Genomic DNA, 16,792 nt, shown 5'->3' on the forward strand with positions numbered 1-16,792 from the left:
ACCGAAGGTCACGATCCGAAGGTCACGATCCGAAGGTCACGATCCGAAGGTCACGATCCGAAGGTCACGATCCGAAGGTCACGATCCGAAGGTCACGGCGCCGACGACGGTGACGACGAGCAACGCCAGCAGCCCGAGCACCGCGGCGAGAAGGAGACGGCGGCCCGCGGGCCGCGGCTCGGGCTCCTCCTCGAGCCGGTCCCACCACGGAATCGTCGGCTCCTCCTCGTACTCCCCCGGGACGGAAGCAGTGGCCGGACCTCCCGCCGGCGCGGGCGCCGGGGCCGGCTGCCGGGGCCAGGCGCGCACCGCCAGCTCCCAGCGCACACCGAAACGTTCAGTCTCTTCCGCCTCGAGACCCGCGACCCGGCACAGCGCCATGACCGCCTGGCGGGGCGGTGGCTGGGTGGCGTTGAGGTAGCGCTGCCAGGAGGACTTGCTGTACGCGGTGCGGGCGCCGAGCGCGACGAGGCTGAGCCCGGTGCGGTCCTTCAGGAGCCGCAGCTGTTCCACGAAGTGCCGCGCCTCCGGCGGCAGATCGTCCGGCAGCGGCTGCCAGGCGCCCATCCCTCACCCTCCGCGTCATCCGGTCAAAGAGCGTGTTTCCGTTCGATTGACGACGTCAGGGGCGAGGCCGGTTCCGTCGCGCGGCGCGGAACCGTAGCGGAACGGTCACTTCCGTGCCACAGCGAACTGTCAGGTGTTGAACAACTCCAGCATGTACATGAAGGTGTTTCCGGCGCCCGGTTCCGAACGGGGGTCGGGACCGGGCGCCGCCGAGGCGGGACGCGGACTGTGCGTCAGGGACCGTTCGGTATGGCCTGTTGACTACGGGCCCGTTCAGGTACGGCCCGTTCAGGGACGAGCCGACCAGGAGGACCCGTTCAACGGCCCGTTCAAGTACGGACCGTGAAGTGCAGCGTGTCGTCCAGGAACGGTATCTCCAGCCACGGGTGGGGCTGCGCCATCATCGCGAGCAGCACGATGGCCAGGCCGAGGACGCCGTACGTGATCATGTCCGTGAAGCGCGACCGCACCGCGAGCATGCCCACGTCGGGCAGTGCCCAGCGCATCACGGCCCCGCCCAGCAGCGCGACGCCGATCAGGATCGTGCCGAAGCGGAACGCGTCCAGCGCGGCCACCAGCAGCCCGAGACCGACGACGGCCAGCACGGCGAGGATCGGCCACTGCCGGGCGGGCGCGGGAGCGTCACGGGGGGCGGCCCTGCCGCCGCCCTCGGGCCGCGCGGTGTCCCGGGTGACCCGCGGGAACCGCCGGGTCACGCGTCGTGGCACACCGTCCTCGTCGGGGGCGCTGACCGCGTCCGTCACCACCGGCTCGGCGTCGGCTTCCCGCTCGCCCGCGGCCCCCTTCTCGGGGTCGCCCGCGGGCCTGGCCTCAGCCGACACTGCGCTCCGCCGCCTCGACCACGTTGACGAGGAGCTGGGCGCGGGTCATCGGGCCGACACCGCCCGGGTTCGGGGAGATCCAGCCGGCCACCTCGGCGACGTCCGGGTGGACATCGCCGACGATCTTCCCTTCGGCGTTGCGCGAGACACCGACGTCCAGGACGGCGGCGCCCGGTTTCACGTCCTCGGCCCGGACCAGATGGGCGGAGCCGGCCGCGGCGATGACGATGTCGGCGCGCTTGAGGTGGGCCGAGAGGTCGCGGGTGCCGGTGTGGCACTGGGTGACCGTGGCGTTCTCGCTGCGCCGCGTCAGCAGCAGCGGCATCGGGCGCCCGATGGTCACGCCCCGGCCGACGACCACGACCTCGGCGCCCTTGATCTCCACGCCGTAGCGGCGCAGCAGGGTGAGGATGCCGTTGGGGGTGCAGGGCAGCGGGGCCGGCTCGTTCAGCACGAGACGGCCGAGGTTCATCGGATGCAGGCCGTCCGCGTCCTTGGCCGGGTCCATCAGCTCCAGGATCCGGTTCTCGTCGATGCCCCTGGGCAGCGGCAGCTGCACGATGTAGCCGGTGCAGGCCGGGTCCTCGTTGAGTTCGCGGACGACCGCCTCGATCTCCTCCTGGGTGGCCGTCGCGGGCAGCTCGCGCTGGATCGAAGCGATGCCGACCTCGGCGCAGTCGCGGTGCTTGCCCGCGACGTACTTGCGGCTGCCGGGGTCGTCCCCGACGAGGATCGTGCCGAGGCCGGGCGTGACGCCCTTCTCCTTCAGCGCCGCCACGCGGGCGGTCAGATCGGACTTGATCGCGGCTGCGGTGGCCTTGCCATCGAGAATCTGGGCGGTCATGGTCCCATCCTCGCGGATGACCCGGCCCCGGTTCCAATCCGGGTGGGACCCGGTTCGGACGGTCGTCGGCCGACGTGCCCGGACCGGGAGGATCGCGCACATTGCGACTGCACAACACATGTTTCCGCCGACTGGACAAATTGTCGCCGCTGCTAGAACGATGAAAGGCGCAGTTCTTGCGGTTCGTGTTCGGGGGGCAACCGCTCGGTTCGTGACGTTCCTCCGCGCAATCCGCACCGTCCCCGCATGCGTCAACGGAGGAAACCGGCCATGAGTTTCGGCTCGCCCAACAACCCCTACGGACAGCCGCAGAATCCCCAGCAGGGGTACGGCTACCCCCAGCAGGGCCAGCAGTACCCCCAGCAGGGCCAGCAGCCCGGCTACGGCTACCCGCAGGCACCGGGCGTGCCGCCGCAGGGCGGCTACGGCTACCCCGAGCAGCCGGGCTACGGGGGCGGCCCCGCTCCCCGGGTCGCCTCGATGGGCCGCCGGTTCGGCGCCCGCCTGATCGACGGCGTCGTCTTCGGCGTCATCTACGGGATCCTCGCCGTCGCGGGTATCGCCGGCGCCGTCGGCGCGGCCAAGGACTGCGACCCGAACGCCGCCGACTACAGCACCTGCATCAACAACGCGAGCTCGGGCTTCGCGGCCAAGTTCACCGCCGTGATCGGCATCCTCGCGATCATCGGCCTGCTCTACGAGTGGCTGATGGTCGGCCTGGTGGGCCGCACCCTGGGCAAGATGGCCGTCGGCCTGCACGTGGTGAACGCCGAGACGGGCGGGAAGCCGGGGCTGGGCAAGTCCTTCATCCGCTGGATCATTCCGATGGTCGGCTCCATCGCCTGCGGTATCGGCCAGCTCCTGGTCTACCTGTCCCCGTTCTGGGACAAGTCCGGCCGCCAGCAGGGCTGGCACGACAAGGCCGCGGGCACGATGGTCGTCCAGAACTGACCCGGGCACCACACCAAGGGCCGTGCCTCGCCCCGAGCAGGGGGAGGCACGGCCCTTGCACGTCCAAGCAGTCGCGCTGCAATGCAAGCGAATGCCGGGCCCGCCGGTCGTCGGTCGACGACCGGCGGGCCCGGCATCACCACGGCAGGCCGCGGGTCAGTGGAAGAAGTGCCGCGTGCCCGTGAAGTACATCGTCACGCCCGCCTTCTGAGCGGCCTCCACGACCTGCTCGTCGCGGATCGAACCGCCGGGCTGCACGATCGCCTTGACGCCCGCGGCGATCAGGATCTCCGGGCCGTCGGGGAACGGGAAGAAGGCGTCCGAGGCGGCGTACGAGCCGCGCGCCCGCTCCTCGCCCGCCCGCTCGACGGCGAGCTTGCAGGAGTCCACCCGGTTGACCTGACCCATGCCCACGCCGACGGAGGCACCGTCCTTGGCGAGCAGGATGGCATTGGACTTGACGGCGCGACAGGCCTTCCAGGCGAAGGCGAGCTCCTTCAACTCCTCGGCGCTCAGCGCCTCACCCGAGGCCAGGGTCCAGTTGGCGGGGTCGTCGCCGTCGGCCTGGAGGCGGTCGGTGACCTGGAGCAGCGCACCGCCGTCGATCTGCTTGATCTCGGCGGGGTTCTCGGGAGCGTACGGGGCCTTCAGGACCCGGATGTTCTTCTTCTTGGCGAGCGCCTCGAGCGCGCCCTCCTCGTAGTCGGGCGCGACGATGACCTCGGTGAAGATGTCGGCGACCTGCTCGGCCATCTCCCGGCTCACCGGGCGGTTCACGGCGATGACGCCGCCGTAGGCGGAGACGGGGTCGCAGGCGTGCGCCTTGCGGTGCGCCTCTGCGACGTCCGCGCCGATCGCGATGCCGCAGGGGTTGGCGTGCTTGATGATGGCGACGCACGGCTCGGCGTGGTCGTACGCGGCACGGCGCGCGGCGTCCGTGTCCGTGTAGTTGTTGTACGACATCTCCTTGCCGTGCAGCTGCTCCGCCTCCGCCAGGCCGCCCCCCGCGACGGAGTCGCTGATGGCTGCGGTGTCGACGTAGAGGGCGGCGGGCTGGTGCGGGTTCTCGCCGTAGCGCAGGGTGTTGCGGCGCTCGTAGGTGGCGCCGACGAAGTCGGGGAAGACCGAGTCGTCGACGGGCGCGTAGGAGGACGCGAACCAGGAGGCGACGGCGACGTCGTAGGCGGCGGTGTGCTGGAAGGCCTCCGCGGCGAGCCGCTTGCGGGCGGTGAGGTCGAAGCCGCCGTCGCGGACCGCGGCGAGGACGTCGGCATACCGGTCGGGGCTCGTCACCACGGCCACCGACGGGTGGTTCTTGGCGGCGGCGCGGACCATGGAGGGGCCGCCGATGTCGATCTGCTCGACGCACTCGTCGGGGGAGGCGCCGGAGGCGACGGTCTCGCGGAACGGGTAGAGGTTGACGACGACGAGGTCGAACGGCTCGACGCCCAGCTCGGCGAGCTGCTGCCGGTGGGTCTCGAGGCGCAGGTCGGCGAGGATGCCCGCGTGGACCTTGGGGTGCAGCGTCTTGACCCGGCCGTCCAGGCACTCGGGGAAGCCGGTCAGCTCCTCCACCTTGGTGACGGGGACGCCGGCGGCGGCGATACGGCCGGCGGTGGAACCGGTCGAGACGAGCTCCACGCCCGCCTCGTGCAGGCCACGGGCGAGCTCTTCGAGCCCGGTCTTGTCGTAGACGCTGACGAGCGCGCGCCGGATGGGCCGCTTGGTGCTCTCGGCGGTCACTGGATAACTACCTTTCGTCCCTCAATGCGATAGCCGTTGCGGGCGATCCGCCCCACGACCTCGACGAGCAGTCTTCGCTCGACTTCCTTGATGCGCTCGTGCAGAGCGCTCTCGTCGTCCTCGTCCCGGACCTCCACCACGCCCTGCGCGATGATCGGCCCGGTGTCGACGCCGTCGTCGACGAAGTGGACGGTGCAACCGGTGACCTTGGCGCCGTACGCGAGCGCGTCACGCACACCGTGGGCTCCGGGAAAGCTGGGCAGGAGAGCGGGGTGGGTGTTGACGAACCGCCCGCCGAACCGAGCGAGGAACTCCTTGCCCACGATCTTCATGAACCCGGCGGACACGACGAGGTCGGGCTCGTAGGAGGCGACGGCCTCGGTGAGGGCCGCGTCCCACGCGTCCCGGCTCTCGTAGTCCTTCACCCGGCACACGAAGGTGGGCAGCCCGGCGCGCTCGGCGCGGGCGAGGCCCTCGATCCCGTCGCGGTCGGCGCCGACGGCGACGACCTCGGCCCCATAGACGGCTGGGCCGGCCTCGGCGATGGCGTCGAGAAGCGCCTGCAGGTTGGTGCCGGAACCGGAGACCAGGACGACCAGGCGCTTGGCCGCGGACTCGGTGACGGTCTCGGCCACGGACTCGGGCACGGCGGGGCCTTTCTCGGCGAGGTGTGCGTACGGTCGCTCGGGAGAGCGTTTGTACGGTCGTACGAATGCTTCGCGCCCCGGGATACGGGGAAGTCTACGAAGCGGCCGACCGCCAGCAACGATACCGGCACACCGGCAGGCCCCCGGGCGACGGGGGCGTGGCCGGAAGGTAGCGTCTGGGGAGGAGCCACCCGGAGACGCGGCCCGGAAAGCGGTCACAGGCGGGGGAACGCCGCACCTGCGCGGGACGTTGACCGGGTGAGGGGGACGCCCGCGGCACCGCCTGCGCGGGGCGCGCCCACCGCACGGCGAGCTCCGTGGACGAACCGCCCGCCCGTACCACCAAGGGGAAGACGCACACCTGATGCCGGACCGCAGTCTCCGACTCCCTCCGCTGCTGCTGCGAGAGCGGCGCCCTTCGCATGTGCCGCCGCAGGAGAGCGACGGGGCACCGACCGCGGGCGGCGGATCCGTCGGGGACGGCCGGAGGCCCGAGGAGGCACCGGCGGACGACAATCCGTTCGCGCCACCGCCGGAGGGGGCACCGGACCGGCCCTGGCGGCCGCGCCGCCCCGACCAGGGGCAGGGCGGCTCCGGCGAAGGCGGGCGTTCGCCCTGGGGCAGCCAGTGGAGCGACCGGCAGCCGGGCCCCGCGACGGGCGGCCGCTTCGGCGAGCGCCCGGGCAGTCCGGGCAGTCCGGGGAGCCCGGGCGGACAGGGCGGACAGGACAGGCAGGGCGGCCCTGAGGGTCCGGGTTCCGGCGGCCCGGGTGCGGGACTGCGCTGGGACCCCACGGACCCGGCCCAGCGCCGTGCGCGCTACGCCCTGCTGGGCGGTATGTGGGCGTTCTTCTTCGCGCTGTTCAGCTGGCAGTACGTGGCGCTGCTGCTGGGCGCGCTCTCGCTGTACTGGGGTGTGAGCGCCCTGCGCGCGAAGCCCCGTACGTCCGACTCGAACAGCCCCACGCCTCCGGCCCGCCCCCAGACCACGGCGGCGATCAGCGGCCTGGTCACGGCGTCCCTGGCGCTGGCGCTGGTGGCCACCACGTTCGCGGCCCAGCTGGTCTACCGGGACTACTACACGTGCGTCAACGACGCCTTGACGACGGCGTCGAAGCAGTCCTGCAACGACCTTCTGCCGAAGGACCTGCGGGGGGTTCTGGGGACGAACGGCTGACCTTCCCGGCCGTATCCCCTCCGGTCCGGTGGACGGAATCCCCTCCGGTGCGGTGGACGGAACCGCCGCCGGTCCGGCGGACGGAATTGCCGCCGGCCCGGTGGGCGCAATCCCCGGTCGCGTGGCCGGACCACGGTCATGACTGTTTCGGTGGGGTGGGCGCCGGGTTCGACCTGTCCAGCCCGTCCGGCCCGTCCACCCCGTTCGGCCCGTCCGGCAGGAACGGATCCGCGTCCGCCGACAGCACCTCGTACGGGAACAGATCCGGGTCCTCCCAGGTCCCGTCCGCCCGCGCCCCCACCGCTTCCGACGGCGCCGGCACGTGAGTCACCGCGGACGCGACCGGAACCCCGGCCCGCGGCTCATCCACCTCCCGGACCTCGCTCCCCGAGGCCTCGACCCGCCGCTCCTCCACCCGCCGCAGAGACCAGAACCGCACGACCACCGCGACCGGCACCCCCACCCCCGCGACCCATCCCGCAGCGGCTGCCCCCACCTGCCATCCCACCGGCCCGAACCGCGCCAGCACCGCGACCCCGAGCGGCCCCCCGGACACCTCCGCGAGCCCTCCGAGCAGCAGGCCGCACATCACCGCCGCGCCCAAGACACCCGTCACCGTCCGCCCGACGGACCACACCGCACCGCGCCCCAGCTCGGCGCAAGCGCCCCGCGCCATGAACCGCCCCACCACCACCCCCGCCACGACCGGCACCACCCCCACCGCCCAGCCCAGCAGCCTGCCCTCGCCCCCGCTCCCGGGCACAGCCGCCAGCAGCGGAAACGGCGGCATCAGCGACGGCGGCCGCGCCGCCGACCACGGCTCCATGCCGTGCCCCGCCCCCAGCAGGAACCCGGGCCCGAGCGCGTACGCCGCCGCCCACACCGCCGCGTTCGGCACCAGGGCGACCGCCAGCAGCAGCACCGCTCCCCGTCCTGCCCACCCCTGCGTGACCTGGAGGAACGACTCCCGCACCACCTCGCCGTGCCGCACCAGCGACAGCCCCACGAGCAGAGCGCCCCCGCCGACCAGCACGGCCGCCCCGGCAAGGGCAGCCCGTCCGGCGCTCGAGAGCAACTCCTGTTCGTCACGGTTGAGCACCCGCAGCGCCCCGGACGGCCGCTCGTACGCCCTCCACACCCCCACCCCCGCCGACACCACGGCCACCAGTGGCAGGCAGACGAGGGTCCACACCCACGACGGCCGCAGCGCCCCCGCCGAGGCGTACAGAGCCGCCACCAGCCCCACACCGACGTAGCCCGCCGCCACACCGCACCACACCGGCCCGACGGCGACGGGCTTCGACCCTTCCGTGCCCTGCGTGCTCTCGGGGCCCAGCATGCCCTTCATGGTCTCCGGGCCCTCCGCGGCCTCACCGGCCATGGCCTCCCGCGTCGCCCGGTACAGCAGCCACACCGGCACCACGGCCGGCAGCAGCGGCGTGATGCCGACGGGCGCCGGCACTCCGGACAGCGTCTCGGTGCGGAAGAGCACCACACCGTGCGCCAGCAGCCACGCCGCGGCCGCCACCCTCAGGGCCCCGCCGGGCCCGTCGTCCGGGTACGGCGCACTGACCCACAGCACGATCGCGAGCAGGGCGAACGCACCGAGCCCCGCCACGGCGGCAAGGGCTCCATCGAGCATGCTCGCGCCCAGCCCGGGCCACCGGGCGCGCGACCGGGCGAGCAGGGAGGGCAACGGGATGCGGCGGTCGGTCCATTGAGTCACGCCGCCATGCTCCCAACGACACGCGCTTTCCCGGCGTAACGCGTGAAACACGGATGTGTCGCTAAAAATACTTTTATGTACTTTTCGGCACGGCAGGCCGCCCGATGAGGCAGACCCTGACGCCTCAACAGGCCTTCGACGCGCTGTACGAGTACTGCGCCCCCGCGCTCGTACGGCAGACGTACCTGCTCACCGGCCGGCGCGACCTGGCCCGTGAGGCGGTCGAGCGTGCCTTCCAGCTGGCGTGGCAGCGCTGGCCCGAAGTGGCCCTGGACCGGGATCCCGCGGGCTGGGTACGGGCAGCGGCGCACGACCGGGCGCTCTCCCCCTGGAACCGCTTCCGCCTCCGCCACCGGCTCCCCGAGCCGCCGCCCCCGGGACCCTCGGACCGCGCCCTGCTGCACGCGCTCCTGAAACTGCCGCCGACCCGACGGCGCACCCTGCTGCTCCACGACGGCCTCGGCCTCGACCTGCCGGACGTCGCGGCCGAGACGGAGGCGAGCACTCCGGCCGCCGCCGGCCGTCTGCTGCGCGCCCGTGCCACGCTGGCCAGGCTCGTACCGGACCAGGCGGAACCTGAGGTCCTGCCCCGCCGGCTCGCCGAACTGGCCTCCTCGGAGCACCTCCGCGCCCCCGAGGCGCCCTCGGTCCGCTCACACGGCGAACGCCGCACCCGCCACTGCGCCCGCGCGGCGATCGCTCTGACGACGGCGGTCATCGGCGCGACGACCTTGACCCTGCGCACAGCCCCGAACCACTACGAGCCCCCGGTGGGCCGGGGCACTCCCGTCCAGGACATTCCCCCGCGCCCGGCCCAGGGCCCCCCGTCCCGGCCGCGGACAGCTCTGCGGAGCAAGCTGATGTCGGCCCCGCACCACGGCCCGGCCCGGCTGACACCGCAGCCCCGCTGAGCCGGTCAGCCGCTGCGGCGGCGCCCGGAAAGCCCGGTGGGCCCACACCCCGAGGGGTACGGGCCCACCAACGCGTTCAGCCGGGCGGAGTTCAGCCGGCCAGGATCTCCCGCGCGAGCTTCGCGGTCTCCGTCGGCGTCTTGCCGACCTTGACGCCCGCCGCCTCCAGCGCCTCCTTCTTCGCCTGGGCGGTGCCAGACGAACCGGAGACGATGGCGCCCGCGTGACCCATGGTCTTGCCCTCGGGCGCGGTGAAGCCCGCGACGTAGCCGACGACCGGCTTGGTCACGTTCTCCTTGATGAAGGCCGCGGCCCGCTCCTCGGCGTCGCCGCCGATCTCACCGATCATGACGATCAGGTCGGTGTCGGGGTCGTCCTGGAACGCCTTGAGCGCGTCGATGTGGGTGGTGCCGATGATCGGGTCACCGCCGATGCCGACGCAGGTCGAGAAGCCGATGTCCCGCAGCTCGTACATCATCTGGTACGTCAGCGTGCCGGACTTCGACACCAGGCCGATGCGGCCCGGCTTGGTGATGTCGGCCGGGATGATGCCCGCGTTCGACTGACCCGGGGTGATGAGACCGGGGCAGTTCGGGCCGATGATGCGGGTCTTGTTGCCCTTCTTGCCGGCGTACGCCCAGAAGGACGCCGTGTCGTGCACCGCGATGCCCTCGGTGATGACGACGGCGAGCGGGATCTCGGCGTCGATGGCCTCGACGACCGCGTCCTTGGTGAACTTCTCCGGGACGAAGATGACCGTGACGTCGGCGCCGGTCTTCTCGATGGCCTCGGCCACCGAGCCGAACACCGGGATCTCGGTGCCGTCGAAGTCGACGGTCTGGCCCGCCTTGCGCGGGTTCACGCCACCGACGATGTTCGTGCCGGAGGCGAGCATGCGGCGGGTGTGCTTCTGGCCCTCGGAGCCGGTCATGCCCTGGACGATGACCTTGGATTCCTTGGTGAGGAAGATAGCCATGGTTGTGTGTGACCTCGTCCCTTACTTCGCGGCAGCAGCCAGCTCGGCGGCCTTGTCGGCCGCGCCGTCCATGGTGTCCACACGCTGGACCAGCGGGTGGTTGCGGTCGTCCAGGATCTGGCGACCCAGTTCGGCGTTGTTGCCGTCGAGACGCACGACCAGCGGCTTGTTGACCTCTTCGCCCTTGGACTCGAGGAGCTCCAGGGCCTGCACGATGCCGTTGGCGACCGCGTCACAGGCGGTGATGCCACCGAAGACGTTCACGAACACGGACTTGACGTCCGGGTCGCCGAGGATGATCTCCAGGCCGTTCGCCATGACCTCGGCGGAGGCGCCACCGCCGATGTCGAGGAAGTTGGCGGGCTTGACGCCCTTGTGCTTCTCACCGGCGTAGGCGACGACGTCGAGGGTGGACATGACCAGACCCGCGCCGTTGCCGATGATGCCGACCTCGCCGTCGAGCTTGACGTAGTTGAGGTTCTTCTCCTTGGCCGCGGCCTCCAGCGGGTTGGCCGCCGCCTTGTCGTGGAGCTCCTCGAACTCGGGGTGACGGAACTCGGCGTTGTCGTCCAGGGACACCTTGCCGTCGAGGGCGATGACGTCACCGGAGGCGACCTTGGCCAGCGGGTTCACCTCGACCAGGAGGGCGTCCTCCTTGATGAAGACCTGCCACAGGCTGACCAGGACGTCGGCGACCTTGTCGGCGACCTCGGCCGGGAACTTGGCCGCGGCGACGATCTCCTCGGCCTTGGCCTTGTCCACACCGTCGATGGCGTCGATCGCGATCTTGGCGACGGCCTCGGGGCGGGTGGCCGCGACCTCCTCGATCTCCATGCCGCCCTCGACGGAGGCGATGGAGAGGAAGGTGCGGTTGGCGCGGTCGAGGAGGAAGGAGACGTAGTACTCCTCGACGATCTCCGGGGCGGTCTCGGCGATCATCACCTTGTGGACCGTGTGGCCCTTGATGTCCATGCCGAGGATGTCCGTCGCGCGGGCGACCGCCTCGTCCGGGGTGGCGGCCAGCTTGACACCGCCGGCCTTGCCGCGGCCACCGACCTTCACCTGCGCCTTGACGACCGACTTGCCGCCCAGCCGCTCGGTGATCTCGCGCGCCGCCTCAGGCGTGTCGATGACTTCACCGGCCAGCACCGGTACACCGTGCTTGGCGAAGAGGTCCCTCGCCTGGTACTCGAACAGGTCCACGCGCTTCCGTCCCTATCAGTGATCTCGCGGTTCGTTGGATGCGTGGGCGTGCCGCGAAGGGCAACGTGACGTCCGCTCTGTCACAAGGGAGGCGCACACGGTGTCCGAGCGCGCGGCATGTCCGTCTCGCAGGTTATCGCCGCTCGCGGGGCCTCCATAAATCGGGGGTCACACCTGAGCGGTGATACCTGTCACATGGTGCCGCGGTCTCTGGCACGGCGTGCCACCGGTGAGGGGCCTCACCGGCCCGGGGCCGACCCGGTGAGGCCCCTTGAAGAACCACGAAGGGGTCCAGCGCGACCGAACCTCACCCCAATGGGGACCGCCCCACCCCAATGGGGACCGGCCGGTCGTTCCTTGCTCGTCGCCGTCAGACCGTCTCCGGTATCGGCGGGGGCCGCTTCTCGATCGCCGCCGCCATCACCTCCGGGAAGAGGTCGGGCGTGCACGCGAACGCCGGTGCTCCCAGCGCCGCGAGCGCCGCCGCGTGCTCCCGGTCGTACGCGGGCGCCCCCTCGTCGGAAAGCGCGAGCAGCGCCACGAACTGCACGCCCGACGCCTTCATCGCCGCCACCCGCTTGAGCATCTCGTCGCGGATGCCCCCCTCGTACAGGTCGCTGATCAGGACCACGACCGTCTCCGTGGGCCGGGTGATCTGCGACTGGCAGTACGCCAGCGCCCTGTTGATGTCCGTGCCGCCGCCGAGCTGGGTGCCGAAGAGGACGTCGACCGGGTCGTCGAGCTGGTCGGTGAGGTCCACGACGGCCGTGTCGAAGACGACGAGCCGGGTGGCGATGGACCGCATGGACGCCAGCACCGCCCCGAACACCGACGCGTACACCACCGAGGCCGCCATCGATCCCGACTGGTCGATGCAGAGGACGACCTCCTTCTTCACCGACTGTGACGCCCGCCCGTATCCGATCAGCCGCTCCGGCACCACCGTGCGGTACTCCGGCAGATAGTGCTTGAGGTTGGCGGCGATCGTGCGGTTCCAGTCGATGTCCCGGTGGCGGGGGCGGGTGATGCGGGCGCTGCGGTCGAGGGCGCCGGTGAGCGTGGCCCGGGTGCGGGTGGCGAGCCGCTTCTCCAGATCCTCGACGACCTTGCGCACCACCGCCCGCGCCGTCTCCTTGGTGGTCTCCGGCATCGCCTTGTTCAGCGAGAGCAGCGTGCCGACCAGGTGCACGTCGGCCTCGACCGCCTCGAGCATCTCCGGTTCGAGCAGGAGCGTGGACAGCCCGAGCCGGTCGATGGCGTCACGCTGCATGACCTGGACGACGGACGAGGGGAAGTAGGTGCGGATGTCGCCGAGCCAGCGCGCCACCGACGGCGCGGACGCCCCGAGCCCCGCCGAACGGTCCCGCCCCTGCTGCGGCCTGTCCCCCTTCCCGTACAGCGCGGTCAGCGCCCCGTCCATCGCCGCGTCCTGCCCGCTCAGCGCGTACCCGGTGCCGTCCGCCGTGTCTCCGCCGAGGACGAGCCGCCAGCGCCGCAGTCGCTCGCCGGCTCCGGCGGTGTTCGCCCCGTCGGTCGTGTGCGTGCTCATCCGGCCACCCCCACCAGGTCGTTGACATCACTGCCTTCCGGTTCGTCCAGGCCGAGCAGCAGGCGCAGCACGGGGACCACGGCGTCCGCCCGTCCCCTGTCGAGGCCGCCGCCGAACCCGGGGACGCCCGCGCCGGTGGCCGCCCCGCTTCCCCGCGCCTCCGGCCCGCGGCGCACCAACTCGCCGAGGGTGCGCCGCACGCCGGGCTCGTACGCCGAGAACGTCCTCCGTAGCAGCGGCAGTACGTCGGCGAACGCCTCCGCCGGCACCCCGGTGAGCCAGGCGTCCATCAGCCCGAGCAGCCGCTCGTCGTGCACGAGCAGCATCCCGCCACCTGAGCCGCCCCCGACGAACCCCTCGATCCACGCGGCGGCGTCCGCCGGTGGCGTCCCCGGCGACAGTACGAGCCCCATGAGCCGCGCGGCCTCGCCCTGCGCCAGCTCCCCCTCGTCCAGGAGCAGCCGCACGGCCCTGCCGCGGATCACCCCGGGCACGGTGTCCCGTCCGCCGAGCACCCGCAGGACGGCACGCCATCGTCCCCGTAGGTCGCCGTGCTCCGCCGCTATGCCGTCCCCGAGCAGCCCCACCGCGCCGTGAACGGCGTCCACGTGGCGCCGCATCTCCTCGGCCGCCTCCGCGTCCAGCGCCGCGCACGCCGGTGGCAGCCCGACGAACACGCGCTCGGCGAGACCCGCCGCGACGTCCGCGAGGGCCCGGGTGTCCGTACCGCGCACGTCCCCGTAGCGCAGGGAACGGACCAGGGCGGGCAGGGCCTGGGCGAGGTGGCCGACGTCGGCGTCGAGGGCGGCCCGGTCGGCGAGGACCCGCATCACCACGGGCAGCGCCGCCGGCAGTTCCGCCAGCAGGCACCGCTCGGCGAGCGCGGTGACGTCGGCGAGGGCCTGCGCGGCGGTCGCGTCCGCCTCGGCCCTGGCGGTCGCGGCGGCGAGCACGGTCGTCCCCCACACCCCGGCCTCGGCGACCCGCACCGCGAGCTCCGGTTCCCAGCGCAGCCGCCAGGTCTCCCGGAACGTCCCCGTACTGCCCCGCGAGGCCGTGGGTTCCCCCCAGCCGATCCCGAGGAGCCGCAGTCGGTGCAGCAGTCGGCTGCGCTCGGCGTCGGTGTCATTGCGCAGGTCCAGCTCCACCTCCCGCTCCAGCGGCTCGGGTCTGAGCCTGAGCCGCTTCTGCAGCCGGGCGAGGTCCCGCTGCAACGGTACGGCGGGGGCCGACTCCGGCACCTCCCCCATGTCGTCGCCCACCACCAGCCGGTCGCGCACCAGCGCCAGCGGCACGTCCGAGCCCTCGCACATCACCGCCCGCACCGCGTCGGTCGTCTCCGACAGGCCCGCAAGCGGACGCCCGCGCAGGACGGCGAGAGTCTCGGCCAGCCGTACCGCCTCGATGACATGCGCGGACGACACGATCCGGTCCTCCTCGCGGAGCAGCCCGGCGACCTTGGTCAGCCACCGCTCGACGGGCCGGTCAGGAGCGCGGAACAGATGCCCGTACCAGCCCGGCGAGTCGATGCCCGCCCCGTACCCACTGGCCCGGGCGAGCCTGCGGTGGGTCCAGGGCACCCAGGTCATGTCCGTCTTCACCCTGGGCAGGCCCTTCAGCAGCGCGCGGTCGGCGGTGACGGAGGTCCGCTCGCGCAGCGCGGGCACGTGCCAGGCCCCGCACACCACCGCCACGTCGGGCCCGAACTCCCGCTGAGCCGCGCGGACCTGGAGCCGCATGTACGCCTCCCGCACGAGGTCCCGCTCGTGTCCCCCGGCGCCGTACTCCTCCCGCAGGGCGGCCATGGCCTCCCCGAGCACGGTGAACGGCGCAATCGGGTCCCCCGTCCCCACGCCGCGGTGCTCGACGACGTCCTCCCACCATCGCTCCGGGTCGTCGTACCCGGCGGCCTCGGCCAGCACCGCGAGTGGGTCGACCCGGACGGTGGCGTCGGAGCCGTCGACCGTGCCGGGCTCATCGGCCTCGCGCCCCGTGGCTTCCTCCTTCTCCCACGCCAGGGTGTGCGCCGCCGGCAGGTCGATGAACCGGGCCGGAACCCCCTGGCGCAGGGCCCAGCCGATCGCCACCCACTCCGGGGAGAACTCGGCCAGCGGCCAGAAGGCCGATCGCCCGGGCTCGTCCACGGCGTGAGCGAGCAGGGCGACGGGGGGCCGCATGTCCGGGTGGTCCGCGAGCGGGATCAGGGCGTCCGCCTCCGGTGGCCCCTCGATCAGCACCACCCCGGGCCGCGCCGCCTCCAGCGCCGCCCGCACGGCGCGCGCGGATCCCGGCCCGTGATGCCGCACACCGAGCAGCAGTGGTCCCCTGCGCGGGGAGCCGGAGTCCTTCACGCGGTCACCTCCCGGCAGGCGCGGTAGAAGTCGGTCCAGCCGTCACGCTCGCGGACCACGGCTTCCAGGTACTCCTGCCAGACGACGCGGTCGGCCGCCGGGTCGCGGACGACGGCACCGAGAATGCCCGCGGCGACGTCGCTCGGACGCAACACGCCGTCGCCGAAGTGGGCGGCCAGCGCCAGTCCGTTGGTGACGACGGAGATCGCCTCCGCGGTGGACAGGGTGCCGCTGGGCGACTTCAGCTTGGTCCGGCCGTCCGTCGTGACCCCGCCCCGCAGTTCGCGGAAGACCGTGACCACGCGGCGGATCTCGTCGATGCCGTCGGGCGCGGCCGGCAGGTCGAGCGAGCGGCCGATCTGGTCGACCCGGCGGGAGACGATGTCGACCTCGGCCTCCACGCTGTCCGGGAGCGGCAGCACCACCGTGTTGAAGCGGCGGCGCAGCGCGCTCGACAGGTCGTTGACCCCGCGGTCGCGGTCGTTGGCCGTGGCGATCAGGTTGAAGCCGCGCACGGCCTGCACCTCCTCGCCCAGCTCCGGTATCGGCAGCGTCTTCTCCGACAGGATCGTGATCAGCGTGTCCTGGACGTCGGCCGGGATGCGCGTCAGTTCCTCGACGCGGGCGGTCATGCCCTCGGCCATGGCCCGCATGACGGGGCTCGGCACCAGGGCGTCGCGGCTGGGGCCGTGCGCGAGCAGCCGCGCGTAGTTCCACCCGTAGCGGATCGCCTCCTCCGGAGTCCCGGCGGTGCCCTGCACGAGCAGGGTCGAGTCGCCGCTGATGGCCGCCGCCAGGTGCTCGGACACCCAGGTCTTGGCCGTGCCGGGAACGCCGAGCAGGAGCAGGGCGCGGTCGGTGGCGAGCGTGGTGACGGCGACCTCGACGATCCGGCGCGGGCCCACGTACTTCGGTGTGATCACGATGCCGTCCGGCAGCGTGCCGCCGAGCAGGTAGGTGGCGACGGCCCACGGCGACAGCTTCCAGCGGGCCGGGCGCGGCCGGTCGTCCTGGGCGGCCAGCGCGGCGAGTTCATGGGCGAAGGCGTCCTCGGCGTGCGGCCGCAGCGCTTCCGCGGACGCGGTCCCCTTCTCCTGCCCGGGTGTGAGCACGGGTGCCGACTCGGGCACGCCGGGGCCTGCGTCCCCGCTTGCGTTCGCGGGCGCGGACGGGCTCGGGTTCGTTTCGACGGACTTCTGGTCAACGGACGCACGCATGGCCGTATCCCCCTCCAGCTCGGCCGGTTCGGATCTGTCACCAACCGTGCACCACACCACTGACAACGCGTTACGACCTGCGCGAACG

General features: G+C 72.5%; 14 protein-coding genes. 3 read left to right on the top strand and 11 right to left on the bottom strand.

The annotated features are described in order from the left end of the window. Positions 1-78: 78 nt before the first annotated feature. From ACFYZE_RS14500 to ACFYZE_RS14510, 3 genes are all read right to left on the bottom strand, one after another. On the bottom strand, positions 79-567 hold the full coding sequence (locus ACFYZE_RS14500; protein ID WP_388992665.1) for a helix-turn-helix domain-containing protein: 489 nt from the start codon (positions 565-567) through the stop codon (positions 79-81). Between the two features lie 329 nt (positions 568-896). After that, positions 897-1,334 (bottom strand): DUF3017 domain-containing protein, encoded by a 438-nt coding sequence (locus ACFYZE_RS14505; protein WP_388993445.1) that lies wholly within the window; start codon positions 1,332-1,334, stop codon positions 897-899. A 64-nt stretch (positions 1,335-1,398) separates the two neighbouring features. Continuing rightward, positions 1,399-2,253, bottom strand: a complete 855-nt coding sequence (locus ACFYZE_RS14510) for a bifunctional methylenetetrahydrofolate dehydrogenase/methenyltetrahydrofolate cyclohydrolase (RefSeq protein ID WP_103837461.1) — start codon at positions 2,251-2,253, stop codon at positions 1,399-1,401. Between the two features lie 270 nt (positions 2,254-2,523). Between ACFYZE_RS14510 and ACFYZE_RS14515 the strand changes: the two genes are divergently transcribed. Continuing rightward, complete coding sequence (locus ACFYZE_RS14515; protein ID WP_388992669.1) at positions 2,524-3,204, top strand: RDD family protein; 681 nt, start codon at positions 2,524-2,526, stop codon at positions 3,202-3,204. Between the two features lie 156 nt (positions 3,205-3,360). Here the strand turns inward: ACFYZE_RS14515 and purH are convergent, their stop codons facing one another. Next, on the bottom strand, positions 3,361-4,947 hold the full coding sequence (gene purH, locus ACFYZE_RS14520; RefSeq protein ID WP_388992672.1) for a bifunctional phosphoribosylaminoimidazolecarboxamide formyltransferase/IMP cyclohydrolase: 1,587 nt from the start codon (positions 4,945-4,947) through the stop codon (positions 3,361-3,363). Next, positions 4,944-5,594 carry a phosphoribosylglycinamide formyltransferase gene (gene purN / locus ACFYZE_RS14525; RefSeq protein WP_388992675.1) on the bottom strand — a complete coding sequence of 217 codons (651 nt, stop codon included), beginning with the start codon at positions 5,592-5,594 and terminating at the stop codon, positions 4,944-4,946. Before purN ends, purH begins: the two co-directional genes overlap by 4 nt. Before the next feature lie 364 nt (positions 5,595-5,958). Here purN and ACFYZE_RS14530 point away from each other — a divergent pair, with 364 nt between their 5' ends. After that, complete coding sequence (locus ACFYZE_RS14530) at positions 5,959-6,771, top strand: hypothetical protein (protein WP_388992678.1); 813 nt, start codon at positions 5,959-5,961, stop codon at positions 6,769-6,771. Positions 6,772-6,907: 136 nt separating this feature from the next. Here the strand turns inward: ACFYZE_RS14530 and ACFYZE_RS14535 are convergent, their stop codons facing one another. Further along, positions 6,908-8,497 carry a DUF6350 family protein gene (locus ACFYZE_RS14535; RefSeq protein ID WP_388992680.1) on the bottom strand — a complete coding sequence of 530 codons (1,590 nt, stop codon included), beginning with the start codon at positions 8,495-8,497 and terminating at the stop codon, positions 6,908-6,910. Positions 8,498-8,601: 104 nt separating this feature from the next. Here ACFYZE_RS14535 and ACFYZE_RS14540 point away from each other — a divergent pair, with 104 nt between their 5' ends. Next, complete coding sequence (locus ACFYZE_RS14540) at positions 8,602-9,408, top strand: sigma factor-like helix-turn-helix DNA-binding protein (RefSeq protein ID WP_388992683.1); 807 nt, start codon at positions 8,602-8,604, stop codon at positions 9,406-9,408. Between the two features lie 91 nt (positions 9,409-9,499). Here the strand turns inward: ACFYZE_RS14540 and sucD are convergent, their stop codons facing one another. The 5 genes from sucD to ACFYZE_RS14565 form a co-directional block, all read right to left on the bottom strand. Next, the gene (sucD, locus tag ACFYZE_RS14545; protein WP_366024017.1) at positions 9,500-10,384 is read right to left on the bottom strand and encodes a succinate--CoA ligase subunit alpha; all 885 of its coding nucleotides are present in this window, start codon (positions 10,382-10,384) and stop codon (positions 9,500-9,502) included. Between the two features lie 21 nt (positions 10,385-10,405). Then, a complete protein-coding gene (gene sucC / locus ACFYZE_RS14550) occupies positions 10,406-11,587 on the bottom strand; it encodes an ADP-forming succinate--CoA ligase subunit beta (protein ID WP_388992686.1) in 1,182 nt (393 codons plus the stop codon). A gap of 370 nt (positions 11,588-11,957) precedes the next feature. Continuing rightward, a complete protein-coding gene (locus ACFYZE_RS14555; RefSeq protein WP_388992689.1) occupies positions 11,958-13,136 on the bottom strand; it encodes a VWA domain-containing protein in 1,179 nt (392 codons plus the stop codon). Then, positions 13,133-15,487 (bottom strand): DUF5682 family protein, encoded by a 2,355-nt coding sequence (locus ACFYZE_RS14560; protein WP_388992692.1) that lies wholly within the window; start codon positions 15,485-15,487, stop codon positions 13,133-13,135. Before ACFYZE_RS14560 ends, ACFYZE_RS14555 begins: the two co-directional genes overlap by 4 nt. Beyond that, a complete protein-coding gene (locus ACFYZE_RS14565; protein ID WP_388992695.1) occupies positions 15,484-16,704 on the bottom strand; it encodes an AAA family ATPase in 1,221 nt (406 codons plus the stop codon). The genes ACFYZE_RS14560 and ACFYZE_RS14565 overlap by 4 nt, the downstream gene beginning before the upstream one ends. Positions 16,705-16,792: the final 88 nt, after the last annotated feature.

Source organism: Streptomyces sp. NPDC001796 (assembly GCF_042892355.1).
In the GTDB taxonomy this organism is placed as follows: domain Bacteria; phylum Actinomycetota; class Actinomycetes; order Streptomycetales; family Streptomycetaceae; genus Streptomyces.